This is a genomic window from Anabaena sp. AL93 (assembly GCF_001672085.1).
Taxonomy (GTDB): Bacteria; Cyanobacteriota; Cyanobacteriia; order Cyanobacteriales; family Nostocaceae; genus Dolichospermum; species Dolichospermum heterosporum.
The window spans coordinates 1-26,492 of record NZ_LJOU01000021.1 but is presented as its reverse complement, the minus strand read 5'-3'; the positions used below and the strand labels follow the sequence as shown (position 1 = coordinate 26,492).

Here is a 26,492-nt window from a genome sequence, read left to right as displayed (position 1 = left end):
ATGCGTCTTGGCAATGGCAAAATAGTCTAAAAAATAAAAAATAGTTCAGAAGACACCGATTTCAGGAGTTAATCAATTTTACCTTGAGTATCATTATTCCCCCGTCTCTCAGTAGATGATACTGTGGGATATTAACTTCACGATTGGGATAACCCCTGAATTCTTTGTTGATAAAATTTCTATTCAACTTTCACTGATCAGAATCAACCATAACAGTATGTCTTACGTATCTCTCCTAAAAAACATACCAGAAATATTCGGACAACCAACGGGAATAGCTGCCATAGCCTCCCTTGGTATCCACGGTGCTATTGCCTTGATTGTGCCATTAATGCCAGTTAACTCTAATCACTCTTCTAAAACTGACTCACCCAAAGCAGTCGGATTAATAGAATTGAGCGCGGCTGATCAAAGCCGATTACCACAACCTCCTAGTACATCCCAGGTAGCTTTACAGCAACCCCAATTACCCCTACAGCAACAACTACCAGGTATTAATTTGAGTAGTCCATTAACTAGCTATCCCCCTTTACAACCGGAATTATCTAGTCAGTCGGTATTACCAGCTATTCCGAGTTCGCCAACCAACTTGAACCTGTCTTATCTACCCAGTAGGCAATCTATTGAAAGATTGACTCGCAATGATTTACAAATAGCAATGTCTAGATTGCCAGCCAGAAGTACATATACTCCCCCAACCGCTTCGACCTCTCCTTTTGTCAATAATTTAGATCAGCAAATACGAGAAACTGCACCTCTAGGTATTAATAAGTTGCCAGAACTGCGACAAAGTAATGAAATACCAGGAGAACCACTAAATAATCCATCTGCTGAAGCCATTGATATTGGCAGTACAACAACAGCGGGTATTTCAGCACCACAAACAGTGGAATCAGGAAATAATGCCATTAAAGTCCCTCAATATGGGGAAAAATTAGCTTTAACAGATAATTCTCAGGGAAAATCACCAGCAATCATCACAAATGAATCTGCATCAAAAGGTAAACGAACGGAACAATTACTGGCTAAACTGAATTCTTACAATACTCTTAGACAAAATATTCGTCAAGAATACCCCAATGTAAAAGAGAAAGGGGTAATTCGTGAAACCATCTCTACAGATACACCTGAGATGGAAGGAACAGTTGTGGGTAGATTAGTTGTAGATGCAGATGGTAAGGTCTTAGATATTAAGTTCCAAGCAGGAGCAGAATCGCCGCAGCTACAATCTAAGGTTAGAGAATTTTTCATCGCCAATCCACCTCAAGCTGATAAGCAGTTAATTAGTTCTTATCCTTTCCAACTGAAGTTCCAAAATAATCCCAATGCTACAGGCGTAAGTTCTAAGATTCAACCTCCCGCTACTTCAAATACAGAAAAGGTATTTGAACCTCAAATCAAACCTTCAGTAACTCCCAACTCTCAAAAATTACCTGAACCTCAAATCAAACCTTCAGTAACTCCCAACTCTCAAAAATTACCCCCTGAGACTCCACCGGTAAATGATCTTGGTTCTATCACGTCAGCAACACCCAATAGTGATGCTCCCGCTGTCTCTACTGAATCTAGTAAAAAACTTATTCAAACCCTACGCCAAATCAAGGAAAAAAGAAAAAATCCTTAGCACCATGATCAAAAATTTGGTGCGTTACCCTGTCGTTCTATGCTTTACACACCCTAGTAGTCTGTCAACCCGAAAATGACGGGTGAGGGCAAGCAGGGGTAGGGGAGGTTGGGGGGGTAGGGGAGGTTGGGGGGGTAGGGGAGGTTGGGGGGTAGGGGAGGGAAGAACAGAGGTTTTTTCCGATCATTACCCGTCAAAATAAATTTGACGAACTACTAGATATGTTTGAACCGGATTTATACAGATTTGTAAGGGTTTGGCAGTGTTAAACCCTTGCATAAAAAGACCACAGAAATATTGTACATGGATTGGATTACTCTCTTGCGATCGCTACAATCTGACTTCCTAAAAAGGTTAACATCTGGTTGTCTACTTCATTGTCAAATAGAAGGTCAACATAGTGAATTAACTATTATTTCTGGTGAGAGATTAAAGGCATTACGGGAATTTTGCTGGTTAATGGCGGAAAAATATAAACGCACTTCTCCAGTCCGTGATGTTTTTATTAATAATCTTAAAGGTAAATTAGGCGAGGAAGTTGTTAAGGAAAGATTAGCTAATTTTATTACGGAAGTAGATTATGAAAAACGCTTTGGTGGTGATGGTAAAAGTGATTTTACACTCACTGCTAATTCTGCCATTGGCGTTGAAGTCAAATCTCGTCACGGTAGTATTGATAGAGTGAGATGGTCAGTTAGTGCCGAAGAAGTGGAAAAAAATGCAGTAATTGTCTGTATTTTGATTCAAGAAGAAGTCAATGAAGCACAATCTGCATATCATCTTTTTTTAGCTGGATTTCTACCCACGCAAATGATTAAATTGAAAACTGGGAAAATTTCCTTTGGGATTAATCAATTATTGTATGGTGGTGGTCTATTTTCCTATTTAGAACAATTTCCAATTTCAGCAAATTCTTATCCATCTAATTTATCTCAAAGTCAAATAATTAAACCCCAATCTACACCTGTTGATTTAACTATTTTTTATTTAGATCTTGGTGATGAATATTTCCAAAAAGGCGAGTATGCAGCAGCAATTAATAGTTATAATCAAGCCTTACAGTTTAATAATAGTGATGCTGACATTTATTATAAACTAGGCTTGGTTAATTATCAATTAGGCGAGTATCACACAGCAATTACTAACTATAGTCAGGCAATAAATATTAATATTAATCATCTGCAAGCATATCATCAAATAGGTTTGACACATTATCAAATAGGGAATTATCAAATAGCTATAGAGGCTTATACCCAAGCGATTATAATTAATCCCCATATTGCGATTAATTATAAAAATCGTGCTGATGTTCGCTCTCATATTGGTGATACTCAAGGAGCAATTGAAGATTATAATCAAGCAATTAAGCTGAATCCTGATTATATTACCACACAGAAAGATAGACAAATATCTCGTTACCTATTAGATGATCAACAGAAATCACAGCCAGTAATTAATATTGATTTTGATGATGCTATTGGGTATAAAAATCGTGGATATGATCGGTTTGAATTAGGAGATTATGAAGGAGCAATTGCTGACTATACCCAAGCCATTCAAATTAATCCTGATGATATTGATACTTATTATTGTCGGGGTAATGCTCATTTCGATTTAGGAAAATATGCAGCAGCAATCACCGATTATACTCAAGTAGTGAAAATGAACTCTCACTATATCAATGCTTATTATAACCGAGGAAACGCCCTATTAGAAATTGCAGACAAACAAGGAGCAGTAGCAGATTTTCATAAAGCCGCAGATTTATATTGGCAAGAAGGAAAATTAGCAGAATATCAAGATATAAAAGCTAGAATAATAGAATTAGAAATAGAAGCATCTTTAGATATTTTAAATTTTTAATCCCAATTTCATGAAGTCGGGGATCTCAACCTCTCGATATTTACAAAAATATCACTCAATCTCTTAATTGAGTCGCGCAAAAAAGAAGATGCGGGGGTTGACAATTGATTTTAAATTTGTTATCATAAAATAGATGAGGAAGAACTATCATAAAATAATTATAGTTGGAAGGAAACCCAACACATAATTTTTGCCGTTACAAAAAATGTAACCAGGTTCGATATAAGTTTAAGGTATGCTAACCTACTTAGAGATTAGAGGATGTTTGAAAAGTATCAGAATTAATCGAGATTCCCCCAACCCTCGGATGCTTTGCTACGGTGTAAGTAGGTGAGCGTTAAAAATTGTCGTTGGGGGAAGGCAGGGGGAAAGAGTTTGGGTAATTTATTTTTTGGTGTTCCCTTATTCCTCCTTTGTGGGAGACGCTATGGGAGATTATAGAGATTAAAAGATTGGGCGGATTAGGTTGTTTGCTATGATAAAAGTTACTAAAATCTGTGAAATCAGCGCAATCCGTCTAATCCGTGATTCAGACCCTTTTCCCCTCGTAATGCTTATGATCCGCAATTCTAACCTACTTACTTAGTTTCCATCCAATTATCCCCTGCATGAATATCAACAACTAAAGGCACAGATAAAGAAACAGCATTTTCCATCACCGACTTAATTTGTGGTTGTAATTCTTCCCATTCTTGGGGAGGAACTTCAAACACTAATTCATCATGAACTTGCAACAACAACCGCGCTTGATATTTCTTCAGAACTTCATGCAATTGCACCATTGCTATTTTGATAATATCTGCACTAGAACCTTGAATTGGTGCATTAGCAGCAGAACGGAGTAACCCAGCATCATATTGACCTAAATTCTTTAATTTCTGTAAATTAATATCTTCCAACTTACTACCTTTTAACTGCCGTAAACTATTACTAGTAAACTCAAAATAACGTCGTCTACCCAAAATAGTTTCCACATAACCATAGGCGATCGCTTCTTTTTTCACCTTCTCCAAATATGCAAAAACATTGGCATATCTTTCATTAAATCGCTCAATAAATAACTTCGCATCTATCGGATTTATCCCCGTTTCTCTAGCGAATTTTTGCGCTCCCATCCCATAAATTACTCCGAAATTAATCGTCTTCGCAAAACGCCGTTCATCTGAAGAAATATCTTCTTTCTCAAAGACTAATTTTGCCGTCACAGTATGAATATCTTCATTTTGCTGATAAGCTTGAATTAACACAGGTTCTTGACTCAAATGCGCCAAAATCCTTAACTCAATTTGTGAGTAATCAGCAGCTACCATTAACCAACCTGATTCCGGTAAAAAAGCTTTTCTAATTTGGCGGCTAAAAGCAGTGCGAATCGGGATATTTTGTAAATTGGGATGAGAAGAAGATAACCTACCTGTAGAAGTTGCAGTTTGGTTAAAATCAGTATGTAATCTTTGACTTTTGGGATGTACCAAAGCTGGTAAAGCATCTACATAGGTAGATTTTAATTTTGACAAAGTCCGATTTTCAATAATGGCTTCCACAAATCCAGTATTATCAACTCCTTGGAGTTTTTCTAAAGTTGCTGCGTCTGTAGAATAACCAGTTTGAATTTTGCGAGAATATTTGGTACTCAAGCCTAATTTATCGAAAAGAATATGACTCAATTGTTTAGGAGAACCTAAGTTAAATTTTTCTCCAGCAATTTCAGTAGCTATTATTTCTAACTTGGCTAATTCTATTTCTAATTGCTGTGAAAGTTCTTGCAGATAATCTGAATTAATCCGAACTCCTGTATATTCAACTTCCGCTAAAACTTCCTCTAATGGTTGTTCAACTTCATTTAATAGTTTATATAAAGTTGGAGTTTCTACTAACTTTTCCCGTAATTTCGAGACTAATGCAAATGTAGAATAAACATCCATTCCGCAATAATCAGCAACCGCAGCAATACTAATATCAGCAATAGTCTTTCCTTTAGGAACTAAATCTCCATAGCTTTTCGCACTCAATCCCAAATATCGCAAAGATAAATCACTTAAATTATGACTACTATCGGGATTAATCAAATAACTGGCTAACATCGTATCAAAAACCACTCCAGCTAAATTAATTCCTTGACACCGCAGAATTAAGCGATCAAATTTAGCATTTTGTAAAGCCTTGGGATAATCAGCACTTTCCAAAATCGGACGCAGTGCTTCTAATACTAAATCTCGACTTAAATTATCGCCGATTTTATGACCAATGGGAATATAAGCAAGTTCATCTGATTCCGTTCCCCAACAGCAACCAATTCCCACCAAATCCGCATCTCGTGGTTCTAAAGCAGTAGTTTCTGTATCCCAAGCAACGGGGTTTTCTGGATTTGTGAATTTTCTTAAAAGTTTTACCAATTCTGTTAATTTAGCTTCTGTATTAATAATGCGTGGTTGAATTGGTGAAGCATTTTGTTTTATTTCTTGTGCTGTATCATCTGCACTAAAAAACCATAAATCATCATCTGTTTCTGCTGTGATTTCCGCTACCTTATTTTCTACAACTTCTCCGCCAAATTTTTGTTGTATTTCATTAATTGTCTCTAAAAATCTTTTAAACTCTAATTTCTCTAAAATCGGAATCAGCAAGTTATTATCAAAACCCGTTAATTGACAATCTTCTAAATCAACTTCTAAGGGAACATCACAAACTATCTTAGCTAAGTAACGAGATTTTTCTGCGTCTTCTTTACCAGTAATTAGTTTTTTCTGAGTTGCACCTTTAATATCATCTATAGCTGCATAAATTTCTTCCAAAGAATTATAAGTATTTAATAATTGAACTGCTGTTTTTTCCCCAATTCCTTTAACTCCGGGAATATTATCTGATTTGTCACCACATAAGGCTTTAAAATCAACAATTTGTGTAGGTAATACGCCTAATTTCTCTTTTACTTCTTCGGCTCTAAATTCAGCAATACTATTTGTAGAACGTTTTAATGCTTCCGGAGTGAAGTTTAAAACAGTAATTTCTTTATCAGCATCAATTAGTTGAAATAAATCCCTATCCCCCGAAAGTATTTTAACTCGATATCCAGAGGTAGCGGCTTTTTGTGCCAATGTTCCTAGTACATCATCTGCTTCATAACCAGGTGCAGTGAGTATGGGTAAATTCAAGCTTTGTAATAACTCATAGAGGTTTTCTAAGTCGGGAATAAAGTCTTCTGGAGTTTCCGCACGTCCAGCCTTGTAAGTATCATCAGCTTCATGACGGAAAGTAGGTAAAGCCAAATCAAAAGCTACAGCTATAGCTTGCGGCTGTTGTGTGGCTATTACCTCTAGTAAACATTTAATAAAACCGAAACAAACACTGGTGGGGATACCAGCTTTTGTGCGAAGTCCTCCGTCTCTACCTTTAGCAAAAGCAAAGTAGGAACGAAAAGCTAGAGAATGTCCATCTACAAGGATGAATATGGGTTTGTTGATAACGGAAGAATTAAAAGTCAACTGCTTAACCAAATTAGAAACTTATTACATTCTAATTTTTTTTCTCCAGATTTAATATGCAACATAGTAGTCTATCAACCCGAAAATGACGGGTGAAGGCAAGCAGGGGGAGGAGGGAAGAACAGAAGTTTTTTGGCGTTGCTGAATCGAGGTATGAAATTTCCAAATTGAACCTTTAAAAATCAAACCTCAGTGCGTCTACTCTTCGAGATCACGAAGCGTGATTGCGCCTTTGCGTGAGACTAAAATTCATACCCTTAATCAGCAACGCCGTTTTTTCCGATCATTACCCATCAAAATAAATTTGACGAACTAATAAGAGACTTCCAAATAAAAAAATGTCCCAAAACTGATGCAGAAATTCTCTCTCTGTGTACTCTGTGCCTCTGTGGTTCGTTTCTTAGGATAATTTATTTCTTGGAAGTCTCTAAGTAATTGGACAAAAATATTTACAGTCATTGCGAGCGAAGGGAAGCAATCGCAAGGGTTGTGATTGCTTAATTTCACTTCGTTCCATATGGCTAACGCCACGCTGCGCTAACGCCACGCTGCGCTAACGCAATGACATTGTGTAATTAATTCTGTCTCATTACTTATACAACCGAAAATCATCCTTTAATCCATGAAACGTCCTATTTGTCAATAGTATATTTGTTCTACATAATTTCTGAGATAATTCCTGTCTAAAAATTCGTCTCAGAACTTGCTATTAATTAGTAAAGTTTTGTATTATTTTTCAGAATTTATTTCTCAAATAACCATAAATAAGGGCTTTTGAAGATAACCTTCTCAGACTTATAAAAAATTGACAGTAAAAAACCAATTATGAAATTCTTGATAATCCTACCAAATTGCTGAAAGTATTGCAAGCTCGTTGCTAAATAAAAATTATTCTCAATTAATTCTTAAGAAAATCTAAAGGTGAATTATCATAAGTTATGAATATTAAAAGTATTACCATCTTTACATAATTTTTACTTATACTGTTAAATTTTGTGATAACTTCCTTACCATTAATCAGGTGTTGATAAAATACAGCAACGCTTGGGTTGCTTTTCTGTTTCCAGTTCTAGGAATAATTTTATTATGCTACAAAGACTATACGTAAATAACTTCAGATGTTTAGAAAACTTTGAACTGACCATGAAAGAGATGCCATCTGCTCTTTTGATTGGCAAAAATGGTGTAGGTAAATCAACTATTGCTAAGGCATTGGAGGTACTTCAATCTATTGCTAGAGGTACAAATAGATTGCGGGATCTTGAGAAAGAGCCTCGCCTTATTGGCCCCAAAGATTTCGCTCATGGCAAGTCTGACGTTCCTATTCGATTAGAAATAGAAGTATTACTTAAAAATAAATTATATAAATATGTCTTAGCATTAGAGTTGCCAGAAAAATTTAAAGAACTGCGAGTTTTTGAAGAACAACTTCTAGTTGCAGGAAATTTAATTTATTCTCGAAAAGCCGCCCAAGTAACTATTCATAATAACGATAACGCACAAAATAAGGAAGCTCAGTTTTTAGTAGATTGGCATTTAGTGGCAATGCCAATAATTGGTAATGATAGTCTTCATGTTTTCAAGAATTGGCTTTCTGAGATGATTATTTTAGCACCAATTCCCAGTTCAATGACAGGAAATTCCCCTGGTGAAACTTTAGAACCAAAGCGAGATGGTTCAAATGTTGGAGAATGGCTTTCTGGGATACTTGGTCGTTATCCTGCTGCCTATAGAGAAATTGACAAATATCTCCGAAATATTATGCCGGATTTTCAAGATTTTGTCACTGAAATTATTGGTAAAGACTTGAAAACCCTAATTATTAGATTCGAAAAAAATAATGCGACTTTGAATGTTGATTTTCAAGATTTATCAGATGGTGAAAAATGCTTTTTTCTTTGTGCTGTGGTCTTAGCTGCCAATAAATTCTATGGACCAATTTTCTGTTTTTGGGATGAACCTGATAATTATCTTTCTCTATCAGAAGTAGGTCATTTTACCAAATCTCTACAACGTTCATTTAAAAATAGTGGACAAATTTTAGTAACTTCTCATAATCCTGAAGCAATTAGAGAATTCTCTGATGAAAATACCTTTTTCCTAGATCGAAAAAGTCACTTAGAACCAACTTTAATTAGATTGCTTAGTGAGATACCCAGTAGTGGTGATCTGATCAATGCTTTAATTTGTGGAGACATAGAATTATGAGTGTAGACAAGTATAATCCACACCTTATTATTTTACCGGAAGATGATCATAATCGTCAGATTGCTAATGGATTTAAAGAAGATTTAAGTGTAAATTTTGGTGTTATTCAAACTTTGAGAATAGCTGGTGGTTGGAAAAAAGTTCTAGAGGAATTTAAAAATAATCATATTAGTAGTATGCGACAATTTCCACAAAGAAATATGTTATTGCTGATTGATTTCGATGCTCAAGAAGATAGATTTAGTTATGCAAAAGATTATATTCCAGAGGATCTAAGAGATAGAGTATTTATTCTGGGGGTAAAAACTGAACCAAGAGATTTGAAAGAAGATGTGCTTAAAAATTTTAACCATATTAAAAGTCTTCAGAATATCGGAGAAGAACTTGCTAAAGAATGCGCTGAAAACAGAAATGGATTATGGGGACATGATCTTCTAATACACAATAAACCTGAGTTAGAACGGATGATTTTATCTGTTAAACCATTTCTGTTTCTAAAGTAAGTAGGTGGGCGTTAAAAATTGTCGTTGGGGCAAGGGAACAGGGAACTCTTAACTGGGAACAGGGAACAGGAAGAGAGTTTTGAGTGATTTTACTTTTCTTCACATACCTTTAAATTTTTCTGTTCACCTACTTAGAGTGAAAAATAAAATCCTAAAACAAATTAATCAGGTTGGTTTTGCTGTAATTCTTGTAATTATCATCATTTCCCTTATAATCAAGTTTACGCAACTAAGTAGGTGAACACAATAAAACCAAACTGTGTAAAGAAACGTAAAATCGCTGAAAACTTCTTTACTCTTGCCTCTTGCCTTGCTATAACGATAATTTTCAACGCCAACCTACTTAAGTCTCTACTGTTAATTTTTTACTGGAACTTCAATTTTTGGGGAATTTATGCACAAAGCACCTGCTGAAGTGAGTGATATTAAACTGTTGGTTTTAGATATAGACGGGACAATTGCTGGACATTCCAATACTCTCAGTCATATTGTCAAGGAAGTGATTGCTGCTGTACAAGCAAAGGGAATTAAAGTCGCTATAGCAACAGGAAGAATGTATTGCTCGGCTTTGCGGTTTCATCAGGAAATTGGATCTACACTGCCTTTAGTAGCTTATCAAGGCGCTTGGATTCAAGATCCAAATACTCAGGAAATTCACCGTCATTTATCTGTGTCTAGAGAAATTGCCTTACAACTACTAGAATACTTTGAACAGCCAGATTTGCGATCGCTCCTCTCCGTGCATTTTTACATCAACGACCAACTTTATGTCCGAGAAATTACCAAAGAAACGGAAAATTATCAACAACGCTGTGGTGTAAACGCCATTCCCGTCGGTGATTTACGTCAATTATTAGATCATGCACCCACTAAAATTTTAGCCTTATGTGATGACGCAAACTTAATTCAACAACTTTTGGCTAATTTACGCCGCAGATATCAACCCACAGAATTATATATGACAACATCTGTGGCTACTTTCTTGGAAGCAGCTAATACTCATGTTAATAAAGGCAATGCTGTCCGCTATCTAGCAGAAGAAATACTAGGTTTAGAAAGTCATCATGTCATGACTATTGGTGATAATTTCAATGATGTAGAAATGCTCAGTTATGCTGGCATTAGTGTCGCCATGGGTGACGCACCAGCCGAAGTGCAAGCGATCGCTCACTGGGTAGCACCTAGTGTAGAATTAGATGGTGCAGCCATAGCAATGGAAAAATTCTTACTTAATTAAAAATCTACACATAAGAAAAGACACCGACGACTGGCCGTGTTTCGTCTCGGTGTCCTTCCTAATTTCGCTCCTCACACACCTGCGATTTTATGCGGAGATATTTATTTTGTCAAGATAATTTCTCAAAGATTTTGTAAAGTTGGTGTGAATATCAATAAATCGCAAAACCTGTAGGGGCGCAGGGCCTGCGCCCTCGATTGCATTGCATCCTGGCGATAACCGCTTAAAGTTCCACAGGTGCAACAATTCCCAACTTGTCCTCTAACACACACCTTAAAACCAACTGAGTTGCTATCAGCAATCCCAAGCGAGCTTGAGCTAATTCTGGATCATGAATTTTCACTTCCCCCCAAATCCGACAATTACACCAAAACCGCTCAAAAGCTTGACTTAAATTCCCACCTGCCTTTTCCCAGTCAATAGAACTACTATCAGCACAAACCAAATCATCTACCACCTTAACTAATTGATAAATTAGAAACCTCTCATCCAAGTGATCAAGAAGAAGTTTCTGCTCACAATTTAGCAAAGGTATAGAGTTGACAGCCATAAAACCATTAAAATCTGTCCTATCAAGTTCAATCAATCCTTCATTCTGTCCTAAGCGCAGCAAAGAACAGCAGCGGGAATGAGCATATTGAATTGCAAAAACCTTTAATGAACTTAATGAAGTTGGTAATTGGTCATCTAAAAAATTATTCACCAAATCTCCAGTTTTTTTGGCAACTATTAAATTTTGTAACCAAGCAGCTAAAGTAGAGTCCATGAGTTCTATATGAATCTCACCGGGGGGAACTACTTTCACCCTAAATAAACTATCACTGTTTTGGGATAAATGTCCGGCAATACTTTCGGCAAGCGTGGCGATAGCTCCAGCACCGTCCATAACTGTTAAATTCTGAGATTTTGATATTCTCATAGCCACACCAGAGATATATAAAATTTTTTGATTATATCCTCCTTGGTAGAGAGGAACTTTTATCCCTTTTATGCTTGTAATTTCCTCCTTATTAGTAAAAATACTGAGAGAAGACATTAAATACCCAGCTATTAACTGTTTAATTGCTTTATTTTGCCCAAAAAGTAGTCTATGCGACACGTATCCTTTTGTAAAAAAATTATGGTGTGCATCATTTTATCCTGTTCCATCTACCTTGAGATAGAAGTTTACTGATGTCGGGAAAAATGAGAGTAGGATGAAATTTGATAAATAATGTATAAAAAATGGGTAATCTTTACTACCCTTGTTGTACAGTAGGAAGTATAAGAAAAAATAGAGAGCAATTTAGCTTTCTATCCCATTGGAGGGCTGGCGCTGTTAGGCGTTATGCCTACCCCGTTAACACAAAGACACTCCTTGCACTTTTCTTATCAAGTCTTTGTTTTCAGCCAATAGCTCTTTGTTACCTATGCAATCTCCATCTTCCTTTTCCGAAGCTTCGCGTCCTTTCTTAACCTGGCAACGTATTCTTGACTGGGCCCAAGAACACTACCGCTGCCGCACCTTCAGTAAAGACGAGCGCATTCCAGCTAGACCTGGTTTGCTCTATTTAGTCCAAAGAGGTGCTATCCGCATGGTAGGAACTGCCCAAGTCAGTGCTACTGCTAGTCAGTTAACATCTAGACGCATTAACAGAACACCCGAAGAAGCCTTCTTGGGTTTTGTGGGAGCAGGACAACCTTTTGAAATTGTTGCTCAATCTCCATTCACCCTCCAGTCCTACGCCCACGTTGACCAAACAGCAGTGCTGTGGATGTACTGGCATGACCTAGACAACTGGCCTCACTTCCGCCGTGAAGTTATGGATGCTTTTAGATATCAGCACCAGCGCAAGTTGTTATGGTTGAGCGCTTTAGGACAACGTCGTACAATTGACCGACTCTTAGGATTCCTCACCCTACTGATTGAGGAATATGGAGAGCCTTCAATGAGCGAAACCGATCCTGATGTCATTCGTGGTTATTGCTTACCCTTCCCCCTTACCCATGCTCAAATTGGCAGCGCCATTGGTTCAACCCGTGTTACTGTCACTCGTTTAATGGGTAAATTACGTCAACGTGGCTTAATCCTTACCCAAGGAGATAATCTGATTTGCCTACCCGCTGAATCTATCAATAGAGCCAGCTAGAACGTAGTTCAAATCTCTAATGAGCAGTAGATTGATAGATGTTAACTGAGAGCTTGCCACTCTCGGACACACCAATGACAGGTATTAGCGGATTCTAACTAATCCAAGTTGGGTAATTAGTTCTGTCAGCCTGCTCCTCATCTTCACCAATCTGTTTGACCACCACAAGCAGATTTTGGGTAATCGGGTATGAAATGCAATACGTCTGGGACGAAAAGTTCTCTAGTGCCTTCATCAAGAACGCGGCACTGATAACGCTAGATCGGCAAATTGGGGCCACCCACCTGGTTCCAATTATTGATCTTGGCTGTGTAATATGAATATTTATCTGGGAATATTTCAAACTTTTAAGATCAGTTTTCTCTTCGTCTTAAAAATGCTTAAGTAGGGTTTGCACCAAAAAGTTGTCTGTGAGGGCTAGAAGTATGGCTAACGCCACCCTGCGCTATCAGGACGTAGGGGGGGAGTGAATAACTACGCATAAATTGCCAATTTCGGTGCAAGATTGTTAGTTATACATTATGTTTGAGGCATTATGAATGTTTAAATTACCAAATATACCTACATTACCCGAAATTATTGATGATCTGCCAAATATCTGCGGTTGGGAAAAGGAAGTGTTGACTGTAGTTAACCACAATGAACCTATTTTTTTACCGATTACTAATCTGAAATTAGCAGATATTAATGCAGTATTTGCGATCGCTCTACATATGCACCAACCCACTATCCCAGCCGGGAATAATGGTGCATTAATCAGCAATTTGCAATATATGTTTACACATCAGCAAGAGGGAGATAACCACAATGCTGCCCCTTTTGCTAGTTGTTATAGTCGCATGGGAGATTTTATTCCTGAATTAGTTGCACAAGGTTGTAATCCCCGTGTGATGTTGGATTATTCGGGTAATCTTTTATGGGGATTGGTACAAATGGGCAGAAGTGATATTCTAGATAATCTCAAACACATCACTTGCAATCCTACCTACCAACCCTATGTGGAATGGTTGGGGACTATGTGGAGTCATGCCGTCATCCCTTCCACACCTATAGCAGATATTAAACTACACATTATCGCTTGGCAACATTATTTTGCGGCAATTTTCGGATGGGAAGCATTAGCAAGAGTCAAAGGATTTTCCCCTCCAGAAATGCACTTACCAAACCATCCAGATACCTTATTTGCATTTATTAAAGCATTGAAAGAATGTGGTTATCGTTGGTTATTAGTGCAAGAACATACTGTAGAAACAATTAATGGTCAGCCTTTAAATTCTAAACATTTACCCCATCGGTTAATAGCTCGCAATTCCTACGGAGAAGAAATTAGTATTACTGCATTGATTAAAACCCAAGGTTCAGATACTAAATTAGTTGCCCAAATGCAGCCATACTATGAAGCCAAAACTTTAACTAAACAAAAATTAGGTGATGTTGTTGTACCCCCCATAGTTAGTCAAATAGGTGATGGTGAAAATGGTGGTGTAATGATGAACGAATTTCCCGGCGGTTTTCAACGAGCTTGGGGGGATATGGTGCAAAATGGGGGAGGTAAAACTGGTGTTGTTGGTGTTTGCGGTACAGAATATTTAGAATTATTGGCAGCAGCAGGTTGTCAACCCGAAGACTTTCCTATTTGTCAAGCAAGTGGGCAACATCAAATCTGGGCGCAAATTGCCGAAGATAATTATCAACCAGATGTTGTAGAAAATGCGATTCAAGAACTGAAAAAAAAACACCCCAATTTTCATATTGATGGGGCATCATGGACTAATCATATTAGTTGGGTGCAAGGATACGAAAATGTTTTATCTCCCATGTACAAATTGAGCAATTTATTTCATGAGAAATTCGACGATTTATTATCAGAGCAATCCAGTGTAAATTTGACTCAAGACAGTCACTACCGCCAACTACTATTACATAATCTCTTATTACAAACTAGCTGTTTTCGTTATTGGGGGCAAGGTATTTGGACAGACTACGCCCAGGAAATTTACCGCCGGGGAGAGAAATTACTTTAAGAGTTGGTGATTTTTATTTGTTTGAATCGGGATATTCAGGATGTTATTGGATGATGTTTGGTGGGGGGTTGGTGATTCTTATTTGTCTGAATCAGGATTTCCAGGATATTCAGGATTTACAGGATGTTATTGGATGATGTTTGGTGGGGGGTTGGTGATTTTTATTTGTTTGAATCAGGATTTCCAGGATATTCAGGATTTACAGGATGTTATTGGATGATGTTTGGTGGGGGGTTGGTGATTTTTATTTGTTTGAATCAGGATTTCCAGGATATTCAGGATTTACAGGATGTTATTGGATGATGTTTGGTGGGGGGTTGGTGATTTTTATTTGTCTGAATCAGGATTTCCAGGATATTCAGGTAATGATAATATCATAATCTTGTATATCCTTTAATCCTGTACTTCTACTTCGCTCAGTAACCAGATATCCTGATTCCGACAATCCAAAAATTTACTATAAGTAGGTGAACACAATAAAACCAAACTGTGTAAAGAAATGTAAAATCGCCCAAACCCTCTTCACTCTTGCCTCTTGCCTTTTGCCTTTTGCCTTGCCATAACGACAATTTTCAACACCAACCTACTTAGTGACATACTCCACACACTCCCTTTCAGGTGAGTGTGGGCAACGAGCGCGACTCTTCTATGAAGACATTAACTGAGCTTTAAGACCGTGTGTCCCACGGTTCTTTGGTTAAGCCAAACAATTAGCTTTTATTTTGATAGGCTGCTTTTGGTACATTTAATTGAGTTACACCTAGTGTTGAAAATTATATCAAATATTTGAAAAAAAATCAAGAAAGTGTTCATTCCGCACTTCGTGCCGCTTCGCTAACATCGCCCAACAACACTGATTAAGCTGCGCTTAATTTTGTTCGTTGGGCAATTCCTGACTCGCGCGTATTGTATTCATCTCATCACTTCCCTATCGGGTAGGTGAGAGGCTTCTACTGTTTAAGCTAAACACGGTTCAGACATGGACTTTTACAAAATTACGAAAAACCTCAAGTCGTCTCATTCCCAGTCTCTGACTGGGAATGAATTCTAGAAGGCTCTGCCTTCAATGATATTAGAGGCAGAGCCTCATCAACTGCATTCCTAGTCTCTGACTAGGAACGAGATGTGGTAGGGATTTGAGCTTAAGTTGACACATATCAGCTTTTGCTTTACCCCTACTACGCATCTGGGTTCTTTGTCATTTGGCAAAAGTTTAAATCTCACCCATGTTTAGTATATATATGCGCGCACAGATTTCTAATCTTAACATAAGTGTAAACCAAAATTTTCGTCTTGTCAAGTCTTGAAGTAAATTAAATTGTCCCCATCTGGGAGAGAAAAGAATTTAGAAAGGGCAAATCTCGGATATGATTCTGGGATATCCTTAGATAGAAAGGATATTGGCGAAATTAAAGTAGAATGAAGCTGGCAGCAAGAGTAAGTCAGGTAACACCCTCCATCACTTTAGCCATCGCAGCTAAAGCTAAGGCTATGAAAGCCGAGGGGATAGATGTTTGTAGTTTTAGCGCGGGTGAACCGGATTTTGATACCCCAGCGCATATCAAAGCCGCAGCCGCAAAGGCTTTGGATGAAGGTAAAACCAAGTATGGTCCAGCCGCTGGTGAACCAAAATTACGGGAAGCGATCGCACACAAGCTGAAAAATGATAATGGTCTTAATTATAAGTCAGAGAATGTCCTTGTCACCAATGGCGGTAAGCATTCTCTGTATAATTTGATTGTGGCACTTATTGACCCAGGTGATGAGGTGATTATTTCTTCACCCTACTGGTTAAGTTATCCCGAAATGGTGACATTAGTTGGTGGTAAGTCGGTGATTGTGGAAACAGATGCTTCCACTGGCTACAAAATCACCCCAGAACAGCTAAAAAAAGCTATTACCCCAAAAACAAAGTTGTTTGTCCTTAATTCCCCTTCTAACCCCACGGGAATGGTCTACACGCCGGGGGAAATCAAAGCCTTGGCGCAGGTAATAGTTGATGCAGATATCTATGTTGTATCTGACGAGATTTATGAAAAGATTCTCTATGATGGTGTAGAACATATCAGCATAGGTTCTTTAGGTGAGGAAATCTTTTCTCGCACCTTAATTAGTAACGGTTTCGCTAAAGGTTACTCCATGACCGGTTGGCGTTTGGGTTATTTAGCTGGACCTGTGGAAATTATCAAAGCCGCCAGCAATATCCAAGGACATAGTACATCAAATGTGTGTACTTTTGCTCAATATGGAGCGATCGCCGCTTTAGAAAGTTCCCAAGACTGTGTAGAGGAAATGCGTCAAGCTTTCGCTAAACGTCGTCAGGTAATGTTTGAAAGACTCAAAGCTATTCCGGGTTTGAGTACCGCTAAACCAGACGGTGCATTTTACCTCTTCCCTGATATCAGCAAAACCGGCTTGAAATCCCTGGAATTTTGTGATGCTTTATTAGCAGAACATCAAGTTGCACTTATTCCCGGTGTTGCTTTCGGCGCTGATAAAAATATTCGTCTTTCCTACGCTACTGATATGACGACAATTGAAAAGGGAATGGATAGATTAGAGAAATTCGTCCGTTCTCGGATTTAGCATAATTTCTAATTCCCGAAACTCAAGACTTAAAAGTTTTGAGTTTTCGGTATCAGTGACTTTTTTTAGGGTGCATTCTCAATATGAATAATGTCTATTCGGTGTTAATAATTGCGATTTCTCTATTACTGAGAATATATAATCTTGCTAATAATCCTATTGCCTTAAATCAAGATGAAGCCATAAATGGTTATGACGCATACTCCCTAATTGCTACCATGCGGGATCATCATGGGAATTTTCTGCCAATTATGTTGGAATCTTTTGGTGATTGGGTATCACCTGTTATCACTTATATCACAATTCCTTTTGTACAATTATTCGGATTATCAGAATTTTCGATCCGCTTACCTGTTGCCTTATTAGGAGTGGGTACGGTCGTTCTCATATACTTATTTAGTCTACAAGTTCTTAATGATAAAAAATTAGCCTTAATAGCTGCTTTTCTTCTGGCAATTATACCCTGGCATATCACCCTTTCCAGATGGGCTATTCCTCCCAGCATTGTGCCATTTTTTATGCTGTTATTTATGACAGTATTTTTATGGGCTGTTAAAAACAATCCAAAACAATCTTATAGGTTAATTATAGCATCCATTTGTGCAGGAATACTAACCTATTCTTACCCAAGTCAAAAATTATTTGTGCCACTTCTATTAATAGCATTAATGATAATTTTCTTGCGTAAGAATATCACTAAAATAACCATATTTTTATTAAGTTATATCATTTTTGTATCGCCAATATATTTATTAACTTTTGCTGATCCTGATAGATACAACGGTAGGTTTAAGATTGTTTCAATTTTTGGTCAAGAAGAAAATATATTTATTATTTTTGGGAAATTTTTATTAAGATATTTGAGCTATTTTTCACCAGAGTTTAACTTTGGTATTAGTGATTCTAATGTTATGCAGAGAGTTCCCGGCTTTGGTGCTAATTATGATTTTCTATCAGTATTTTTTTATATAGGAATTCTGGGATGTTTTACTCTAGCTTTTAAGAAAGATAGTTTAACTTATCCACATCGTCAGATCATCTTATTATTACTTGCATGGCTTTTTATTGCCCCAATTCCTGCCAGTTTAACAGAAACATATTACCATACATTAAGAATGATTCATGGATTACCTTTAACTATTATATTTGTGATTTTTGGGTTAAAAATAATAGTTGATTCCATAAAAGATATCCAACTAAAAAAGAAGTTGATTGTGATTGTGATCTTTCTAGGAATAATGAATATTCCTAGTTTTAGTTATGTTTATTTTCATAGATATCCTCAACAAACCCTGACTAGAGAAATGTTCCAATATGGAATTAAGGATTTCATGAATTATGTAATTATTAATCAGGATAGATTTAATAAAATAGTCATTGATAATCAAATAAATCAGCCATATATCTATTATCTATTTTATGCAAAATATGATCCAAAGTTAATTAATCATCTGGAAATTCAGCCAGATAAAGAAATTAAAAAAGTTGGTAAATATGAATTTAGAAACATTGATAATCAAGAGATTATCAATACCCAAGAAATATATCAAGTTAATGATAAAGATAGAATTTGGTATAAAATCTATGAAAGAAATGATCGGGTTCTATTTGTTAAAAAAGTAACCTAAAATCAAATCAAACCCATTTCCTTTAAACCTTGATAAAGTCGTTTTGCTTCTTCAGGGTTGTTTAATTCATGGAGAGAAATGGCATATTCAAAAGCTTCTAAACTACCTTGAACATCGCCAATTTTCAAGAGTACAACCCCTAAATTTTGATAAGCTTCTGCATAATCAGGATTCAAATTAATGGCATTATTATAGGCATCAATAGCTTCACTAAATAACCTCATTGCTTTGCATACCATGCCTAAATTATAATAACCTGTTACAAAATTAGGATCAATTTTTATGGCTGTTTCATAAGCAATTTTTGCTGCTGGTAAATCTCCTACATTTTTGAGTAAATTTCCTAAATTATTATATCCTCCTAATTTCAAAAGGGGATAGATAGGCAATTTCACCGCAGCTTGATAATGAGAAATAGCTGGGGATAAATTTTGTAAATTCGTGTAGGCAATTCCTAAATGGTAATGTAATTCATATAAAATATCGTAATTTATATCTTCATCAAAATCAACTGCAAATTTCTGTGACTGCGAATGTTTAAATTTACTTAACGTTTTTTTTTCTTCATTAACCTGATTACCAATTAATTGATTTAATCCTCGATTTAATAACTCCATACCCGCATCAATTTTCCCCATTTGCATATACAAAGCTCCCAATTTACTGCATACATAAGCATCATTGGGGTGACTGGCAAAAAACTCTTCCATTGCGGCTGCGGCTTTAGCATATTTATTCTGTTCATTAATTACAGCTTTTTGATAACCTGTATGGAGAATTGCTACTCCTGGTAAATAACCAATTTGCCAATGTGGTTCTTGAGTGAGAATTGCGGTGACACTATCATCAATTAAAGCATGATAAGGGCGATCAAAAGATATATTAGGATGATAACGAAATAGTCGAGAAACCAGAGAATAAGGTGATTGTGTTGAACCGACTTCTTGACGTACTAAATTAATTACCAAATATTCTTCTTTGCTAATAACTGTTTTAAGTAAGGGGATAATTTCATCTGTCAAAGTTTCATCAGCATCTAAAACTAAAATCCAATCACCTGTCACATATTTTAAAGCTTCATTTCGAGCCGAACTAAAGTTATTATTCCAGGGGAAATAATACACTTTAGCCCCAAATTGTTGAGCAATTTGTGGGGTTTTGTCAGTTGAACCCGTATCAAGAACTACAATTTCATCAACAAAATTATTAACACTTCCTAGACATTTTGGTAAGCTAGTTTCTTCATTTTTTACAATCATACAGAGACTGATTTTCATCTGGTAACACTATGGTATTTACAAATTTGGTTAATAATACAGCAGAAGTCAAGAACCAATACAATTCAATTAACAATACCTCTAGGTTGAGGTACGTTCACGAAGTGTGGCGATAGCTTGCGTGGCGACGTAGGAGCCATAGCCATAACCCAACAAATGCGTCGGGTTGCGCTGTCGCTTAACCCGACCTACAAAAAATGGAGAAGGTATTGATTAAGAAATTGTTTTACCTCTGTGTCCTCTGTGTCCTCTGTGGTTCGTATCTCTGAAAAAATATATTTAAACAGGATGGAAATAATCATAAATATCTTGCGCTAACCGTGAACCAATTCCGGGAACTTCAGTTAATTGTGTAGTTGTAGCTTGACGAATATAATCAAGAGAGCGAAAATGCGCTAATAACAACTTTTGCCGATTTTGTCCTAAACCGGGAATTTCATCTAAATGCGATCGCTTTAGTTTATCACTTCTTTGTTGACGATGAAAACTGACAGCAAATCTATGAGCTTCATCTCGCAATCTTCGTAATAACTGGACTCCTGGTTGTTCTGAGTCTGTTTCTAAAGGTTTTGATGAGTGGGGTAAAAAGATTTCTTCTCGTTTTTTGGCTAAACTGAGAACCCGCAAATCTGCGAATAGATTCATTTCCGTTAAAATCCCCACAACGGCAGATAGTTGACCTTTACCACCATCAATCATAATTAAATCAGGCCAGTCAGTATTACCTAATCTTGCTAATTTCGGATCTTCAATATATTTACGAAATCTTCTCTTAATAACTTCTGCTAAACTGGCAAAATCATCGGAATGACCAATTGTGATATCAGGATTTTTAATTTTATAATGTCGGTAATATTGTTTGGCTGGTAAACCATCAATAAATACGACTTGAGAACCTACTGCATTAGTTCCTTGAATATGAGAAATATCATATCCTTCAATGCGTTTGGGTAAATCTGGTAAGTCGAGAATAGCGGCTAAATCTTGGGTTGCTTGCAAATTACTATCACCCAATTTTTGCATTCTTTGTAATTCATATTGGGCATTTTTTTCGACCATTTCTATTAATTCTGCCTTACTTTGTCGCAAAGGATTGAAAATTGTCACTTTTCTACCTTTGCGTTCTGTTAGAATAGCGGACAAAATTTCACTATCTGGTAAATCATGCTGTACTAAGACTTCGCTGGGAATTTCTACACTTTCTGCTGTTTGATAATGTTCCTCTAAAACTCGTTGTAAAATTGCTCCCGGTTCAGGGTGGGAGTCAGCAACAAAAGCCAAGCGTCCCACTAATTGACCGGCGCGAATTTGGAATAATTGAATGTAGGCGTGTTGATCATCGGCGGCTAAAGCGATCGCATCTCGTGATACTGTATCATCAGGTAAGGATACTTTTTGAGCAGCATGGAGGGATTTTAATGCTCCAATTTGATCACGAATTTTTGCCGCAGTTTCAAAATTCAATTCTGCTGCGGCTGTTTCCATTTGTGCTGTTAAAATATCAATTAGTTCCTGAGTTCTGCCTTGAAAAACCATCGCTACTTTTTGGACAATTTTTGCATATTCAACCGGGGAAACTAATTTTTGACAAACACCAGGACAACGACCAATATCATAATTTAAACAGGGACGATCTTTAAATAAAGGTTGTGGTCTTTGTCGTAAAGGAAAAATCTTTTTACACAAATGGACAATTTCTCGTAATAAACCGGAATCTGTATAAGGACCGTAATATTTATCTTTGGCTTTTCCTAATTGACGTTTGCGGGTAATGAAAATGCGCGGATATTCATCTGACCAAGTAATGCACAGATAAGGATATTTTTTATCATCTTTGAGTAAGACGTTAAAATATGGCTGATGCTGTTTAATTAAATTGGCTTCTAGGGCTAATGCTTCGGCTTCGGTATCAGTGACAATGAATTCAATTTCTGTCACTAATTTAACCATTGTGTTAATCCGTTCCGTCTTGTTGGTGGAGTCGCGGAAATAGGAACGGACACGAGAACGCAATTTACGAGATTTACCTATATATATTAGGCGATCGCTGCCATCCCGCAACAAATAAACCCCCGGTTCTGGGGGAATTTCTCCCAGCCGATTTTCTAACCGTTCTGGGTTTTTATACAGTGGTAAGATTTGCTCAGATATAGTCACAAATGTATTTTACAGGAATATCCGGTAAGGGTAAAGCTCAGTGGCTAAAGCCGCTGAGAGTGTCAACTTGAGTTTAGATTTAATGTAGGGGTAGGCCTTGTGCCTACCCCGGTATTTAGGGCAACCACAGGGGGTTATTGATACACTACCATAGATAGATGAATTTCAGCATTAATTCAGGTACATTAAGCGACTATAGTAAACACTTGGTATATATGGGCTTGGCGATTTACCAAGCCTTTTTATTGATTTAGTGCTAGATTATACTAAGTTCCATTAAACCATCTGCCATTTCAAAATTAGCTGTCACACTTTGGACATCATCTAACCCTTCTAGAGTATCAATTAATTTGAGGAGAGATTTAGCTTGATCTGCATCTGTAACTTCTACTTGATTACCAGGAAGCCAACGCAATTCTATATCTGTGACTTTAAAACCTTTTGCTTTTAAGGTTTGGCTGAGTTTCTCCAAATTTGCTATTTCTGTAAATACCTCAACTGTTTCCTCTGCCATGATTTCATAAGATTCGGCATTTCCTTCTAAGGAAGCTTCTAAAAGCTTGTCTTCATCAATTACACCTTCGACGACACAAACTCCTTTTTGGGAAAACATCCAACTTACACAACCTGTTTCTCCCAAGTTTCCGCCATTTTTGCTAAAAGAGACGCGCAAATCTGCCGCAGTTCGATTCCGGTTATCTGTGAGGGCTTCAATTAAAATGGCGACACCACCGGGACCGTAACCTTCGTAGCGAATTTCTTCAAGGATGCTGTGATCACTGAAAGTACCTGCACCTTTAGCAACGGCTCTATCAATATTATCATTGGGAATCCCCGCTGCTTTGGCTTTATCAATGGCTGTCCGTAGTTGAAAATTACCTGCTGGATCTGGTACACCGTTTCTCGCAGCCACAATTATTGCCCGTGATAGTTGGGTAAATATACTTCCCCTTTTTGCATCTACTACGGCTTTTTGACGTTTAATATTTGCCCATTTACTATGTCCTGCCATAATCACCAAAATTATTAATACTCTGCTCACAAATAGGAAACCCCTCTGGTAAACCTCTCCCCGCACCCCTCCCTGACCCTCCCCTACAAGGGAGGGAAAAGGAGCAGCTTTTATAATTGGAGAGGCTTTGAACCTTGTTCTTTGTATGATAAAAAAGCCCAGCTTCTACCCGTTTTGAGTATATATAATAATCCAGCCGATTAACAACAAAAATACATAAAAAGCAAACCTGCTTATCACACCACAGAAACAATTATGGGAGAGGTCGAATATAGATAATCTATTTTGCACAACTAATTTATGATTCAGTTATTAACAACGGGACATCATAAAATTTAAACTTTTGATCTACCGTAATTATGGTTAGCCCTTCTACCAAAGCCTGAGCTATTAACTTTCCTAAAGACTGTTTAATAGAAATTTCCCAAGCACTAATAGCACTAACAACAATTAAATTCTCACGATTAATAATTACTTCTCGTACCTGATTTGACAACTTAGAATCATTTTCTAAAAACCATAACAGAATATGAGTATCTAGCAGAAAACTCATTGTTCTTCTCCATAAAAAGCAGCAATTACTTCTTCTGAAGTGTCATCAAAATTATCAGAAATCTTAACCTGTCCTTGCCAAAAACCTGCAACCCTTGGTTCTAAAGTACCTTCATTACTCATCACTATCGAACTATGATTTAAACCCGCTTTTTCAATTGTAGGTTCTGCTTGAGACAGAGGCAAAACTTTTGCCCAGGGAACTCCCTGACGAGTTAGCGTAATTTCCACATGATTTTGGATATCTGATAATAAATCAAGTAAATTATCTGATAAGTAAGCAATATCGAAAGTTTTTTCTGACATTGTTATTTCTGTCCGTCCTACTGACTATAAATATTATATAGCAATCTGGTTTTCTTACTCACAACCTCATTTTAGCATGAAATACCACTGCGGTTAAAACCGTGGTCAGTGAGCTTGTCGAACTGCTCGTGTCGCTTATTGCTGAAATTGGCTTAACAACCAAGCACAAACTTGACTATGATCCATTTGTCGAGTTTTTCTTAATGCTTCGTTTAGTAAAGAAATTTGTAACCCTGGTAATACTTGAGATTCACTAATTCTTTTACTGCCACCATTTTCAATCATAAAAGGGATAACTTGGACATTCTGCACATCAAGTACCCAGTATTCGGCTACACCTAAATCTTCATACATCAGGCGTTTTTCCCCTTTATCATCAGCTAGGGAACTACTCGCAACTTCAATTACTAAATCTGGTATGGGATAAATATCTAAATTAACAATGGAAGTTCCATAGGGAATAGCATTTGCTTTTTCAGCAATGTAATAAGAAACATCTGGTTGGACTTCTTGAAATCCGATTTTTCTGTATGTACAATTATCTTTGCTATTAAATTTAATTCCTTTAATAGTCGCAAATAGGTTAACAGCAAAAATAATCATACTATGGTCACTGGCATGATCATTTCCGATTGGTGGCATTTCTATCCTCATTTTTCCATTGTGATAATAGCCTTTGGCTTTTTGATCAGGATAATTTTCAATAACCTGAATATATTCATCCCAAGTTGCTGTTATCCAAGTGTTAGTTAGTAATTGCGTTGGCATTTCAGTGATGATCATTTTTTCGGACTCCTGAATATTTCACCGATATTACTCATTCTCAATTAAGGTTTAACAACTAAGCTGAAGGAATTTAAATAGCCTGTAATAGTTTTATTTAAAGTTTCATGCTGTTTTTTGGAGACGATAGCCATAACTTTATATAATCTACCATGAGCAACAAACATTCTGGTTTTAGTAATTTTACCGATAGCATTAACATATTCAATTTCTTTGCCGGGATGAAAGTTAGAACTGCGAATATTGCGCTGATTTAGTAATCTACTTTTGGTGGTTGTTAGTTCTACATATTGGGCTTGATCCATGATTGTTTGGGGGTTAGTCATCTGGACATAGCTATCAGGAAATTCATTGTATGTGACTATATATGCAGCTTCTTGTTGCGGTGGTTGGATTAAAAATATTTCTAATTTTATTTTTCCCATGTAGGTTTTTTGGATTTGGGTTTTTCGCTTGGGCATTCCTGGCATTAATACGGTGAAATATCCATCAGGGGATGTAAATGTTCGCCATTTGGGCTGTATTACTGCGGGAACAATAGGTTTTTTTTCGGCAACTTTGGGTTTGGATAAATGGACTTCGGCGACGGCGTAATTGCTAGATAAAAAGGTGGCAGCAATCAAAGATAGTAAAATTTTGCTATTCATAATTTATAAAATTTGTAGATGCAGATTTCACTGTTATTAAGAAATAAGCATTCAGCCATCACTGTTCAGCAATTACTATTTAATCAATAATTTACCGATTTATAAGGAAGAACGCCGAAAACCCTTGAAAATGTGGGTGACTCAGGAAGCCACATTTGGGCTTTAGACAAGGGATTACCGCAAGGCGGAAGTCAAAAGTCAAAAGTCAAAAGTCAAAATGAAGACAGTATAGGCTTTTGGAGGATTTAGAATGGTTGGTTTATTTACGCCGTTTTGTACTAGAGGCAGGATAAATCCTGCATTGATTTTAATCCATATTCGTGATACAACTATATTGTCACTAAAGACATAAAAAGCTACCGAGGGACTCTCGGAAAGTTACGCTTGTCAGATATGATTTCGCCCGCCAGGGCCAACGAAATCAGGGCAAGAACCCAAATATTTAAGGCAGTGCCTGAAACTGGGATAACTGAG

19 protein-coding genes are annotated in these 26,492 nt (G+C 37.0%); 10 read left to right on the top strand and 9 right to left on the bottom strand.

The window, feature by feature from the left end; genetic code table 11:
* Positions 1-217 precede the first annotated feature (217 nt).
* Both AN486_RS07535 and AN486_RS07530 read left to right on the top strand, forming a co-directional pair.
* Positions 218-1,624 (top strand): hypothetical protein, encoded by a 1,407-nt coding sequence (locus AN486_RS07535; protein WP_290599947.1) that lies wholly within the window; start codon positions 218-220, stop codon positions 1,622-1,624.
* A gap of 303 nt (positions 1,625-1,927) precedes the next feature.
* A complete protein-coding gene (locus tag AN486_RS07530; protein WP_039201332.1) occupies positions 1,928-3,487 on the top strand; it encodes a tetratricopeptide repeat protein in 1,560 nt (519 codons plus the stop codon).
* A 578-nt stretch (positions 3,488-4,065) separates the two neighbouring features.
* On the opposite strand, the gene polA is transcribed toward AN486_RS07530, so the two are convergent.
* On the bottom strand, positions 4,066-6,969 hold the full coding sequence (gene polA, locus AN486_RS07525; RefSeq protein WP_290599945.1) for a DNA polymerase I: 2,904 nt from the start codon (positions 6,967-6,969) through the stop codon (positions 4,066-4,068).
* Between the two features lie 1,086 nt (positions 6,970-8,055).
* Here polA and AN486_RS07520 point away from each other — a divergent pair.
* From AN486_RS07520 to AN486_RS07510, 3 genes are all read left to right on the top strand, one after another.
* Entirely contained in the window at positions 8,056-9,177 is a 1,122-nt protein-coding gene (locus tag AN486_RS07520; protein ID WP_053539498.1) for an AAA family ATPase, read from the top strand.
* The gene (locus AN486_RS07515) at positions 9,174-9,680 is read left to right on the top strand and encodes a hypothetical protein (RefSeq protein WP_053539497.1); all 507 of its coding nucleotides are present in this window, start codon (positions 9,174-9,176) and stop codon (positions 9,678-9,680) included. Before AN486_RS07520 ends, AN486_RS07515 begins: the two co-directional genes overlap by 4 nt.
* A gap of 394 nt (positions 9,681-10,074) precedes the next feature.
* A complete protein-coding gene (locus tag AN486_RS07510; protein ID WP_190383663.1) occupies positions 10,075-10,917 on the top strand; it encodes a Cof-type HAD-IIB family hydrolase in 843 nt (280 codons plus the stop codon).
* A gap of 223 nt (positions 10,918-11,140) precedes the next feature.
* On the opposite strand, the gene AN486_RS07505 is transcribed toward AN486_RS07510, so the two are convergent.
* Entirely contained in the window at positions 11,141-11,953 is an 813-nt protein-coding gene (locus AN486_RS07505; protein ID WP_071992741.1) for a DALR anticodon-binding domain-containing protein, read from the bottom strand.
* Between the two features lie 373 nt (positions 11,954-12,326).
* Between AN486_RS07505 and AN486_RS07500 the strand changes: the two genes are divergently transcribed.
* From AN486_RS07500 to AN486_RS07480, 5 genes are all read left to right on the top strand, one after another.
* A complete protein-coding gene (locus tag AN486_RS07500; RefSeq protein ID WP_027401051.1) occupies positions 12,327-13,046 on the top strand; it encodes a Crp/Fnr family transcriptional regulator in 720 nt (239 codons plus the stop codon).
* A 539-nt stretch (positions 13,047-13,585) separates the two neighbouring features.
* A complete protein-coding gene (locus AN486_RS07495) occupies positions 13,586-15,070 on the top strand; it encodes a glycosyl hydrolase family 57 (RefSeq protein ID WP_290599940.1) in 1,485 nt (494 codons plus the stop codon).
* Positions 15,071-15,193: 123 nt separating this feature from the next.
* Positions 15,194-15,373, top strand: coding sequence for a hypothetical protein (locus AN486_RS07490; protein WP_053539489.1), 180 nt, complete (start codon positions 15,194-15,196; stop codon positions 15,371-15,373).
* Positions 15,374-16,489: 1,116 nt separating this feature from the next.
* The gene (locus tag AN486_RS07485; RefSeq protein WP_290599937.1) at positions 16,490-17,656 is read left to right on the top strand and encodes a pyridoxal phosphate-dependent aminotransferase; all 1,167 of its coding nucleotides are present in this window, start codon (positions 16,490-16,492) and stop codon (positions 17,654-17,656) included.
* A gap of 83 nt (positions 17,657-17,739) precedes the next feature.
* Positions 17,740-19,284, top strand: coding sequence for a phospholipid carrier-dependent glycosyltransferase (locus AN486_RS07480; protein WP_053539487.1), 1,545 nt, complete (start codon positions 17,740-17,742; stop codon positions 19,282-19,284).
* Between the two features lie 2 nt (positions 19,285-19,286).
* Here the strand turns inward: AN486_RS07480 and AN486_RS07475 are convergent, their stop codons facing one another.
* From AN486_RS07475 to AN486_RS07445, 7 genes are all read right to left on the bottom strand, one after another.
* The gene (locus tag AN486_RS07475; protein WP_168636725.1) at positions 19,287-20,561 is read right to left on the bottom strand and encodes a glycosyltransferase; all 1,275 of its coding nucleotides are present in this window, start codon (positions 20,559-20,561) and stop codon (positions 19,287-19,289) included.
* 279 nt (positions 20,562-20,840) lie between these two features.
* Complete coding sequence (gene uvrC / locus AN486_RS07470; RefSeq protein WP_053539485.1) at positions 20,841-22,718, bottom strand: excinuclease ABC subunit UvrC; 1,878 nt, start codon at positions 22,716-22,718, stop codon at positions 20,841-20,843.
* 256 nt (positions 22,719-22,974) lie between these two features.
* Positions 22,975-23,730 (bottom strand): YebC/PmpR family DNA-binding transcriptional regulator, encoded by a 756-nt coding sequence (locus AN486_RS07465; RefSeq protein WP_039200743.1) that lies wholly within the window; start codon positions 23,728-23,730, stop codon positions 22,975-22,977.
* Positions 23,731-24,028: 298 nt separating this feature from the next.
* A complete protein-coding gene (locus AN486_RS07460; RefSeq protein WP_039200744.1) occupies positions 24,029-24,283 on the bottom strand; it encodes a type II toxin-antitoxin system VapC family toxin in 255 nt (84 codons plus the stop codon).
* Positions 24,280-24,588, bottom strand: a complete 309-nt coding sequence (locus AN486_RS07455; protein ID WP_039200745.1) for a hypothetical protein — start codon at positions 24,586-24,588, stop codon at positions 24,280-24,282. Before AN486_RS07455 ends, AN486_RS07460 begins: the two co-directional genes overlap by 4 nt.
* Before the next feature lie 135 nt (positions 24,589-24,723).
* Positions 24,724-25,371 carry a Uma2 family endonuclease gene (locus AN486_RS07450; protein ID WP_053539484.1) on the bottom strand — a complete coding sequence of 216 codons (648 nt, stop codon included), beginning with the start codon at positions 25,369-25,371 and terminating at the stop codon, positions 24,724-24,726.
* Positions 25,372-25,415: 44 nt separating this feature from the next.
* On the bottom strand, positions 25,416-26,018 hold the full coding sequence (locus tag AN486_RS07445; RefSeq protein WP_027401100.1) for a hypothetical protein: 603 nt from the start codon (positions 26,016-26,018) through the stop codon (positions 25,416-25,418).
* Positions 26,019-26,492: the final 474 nt, after the last annotated feature.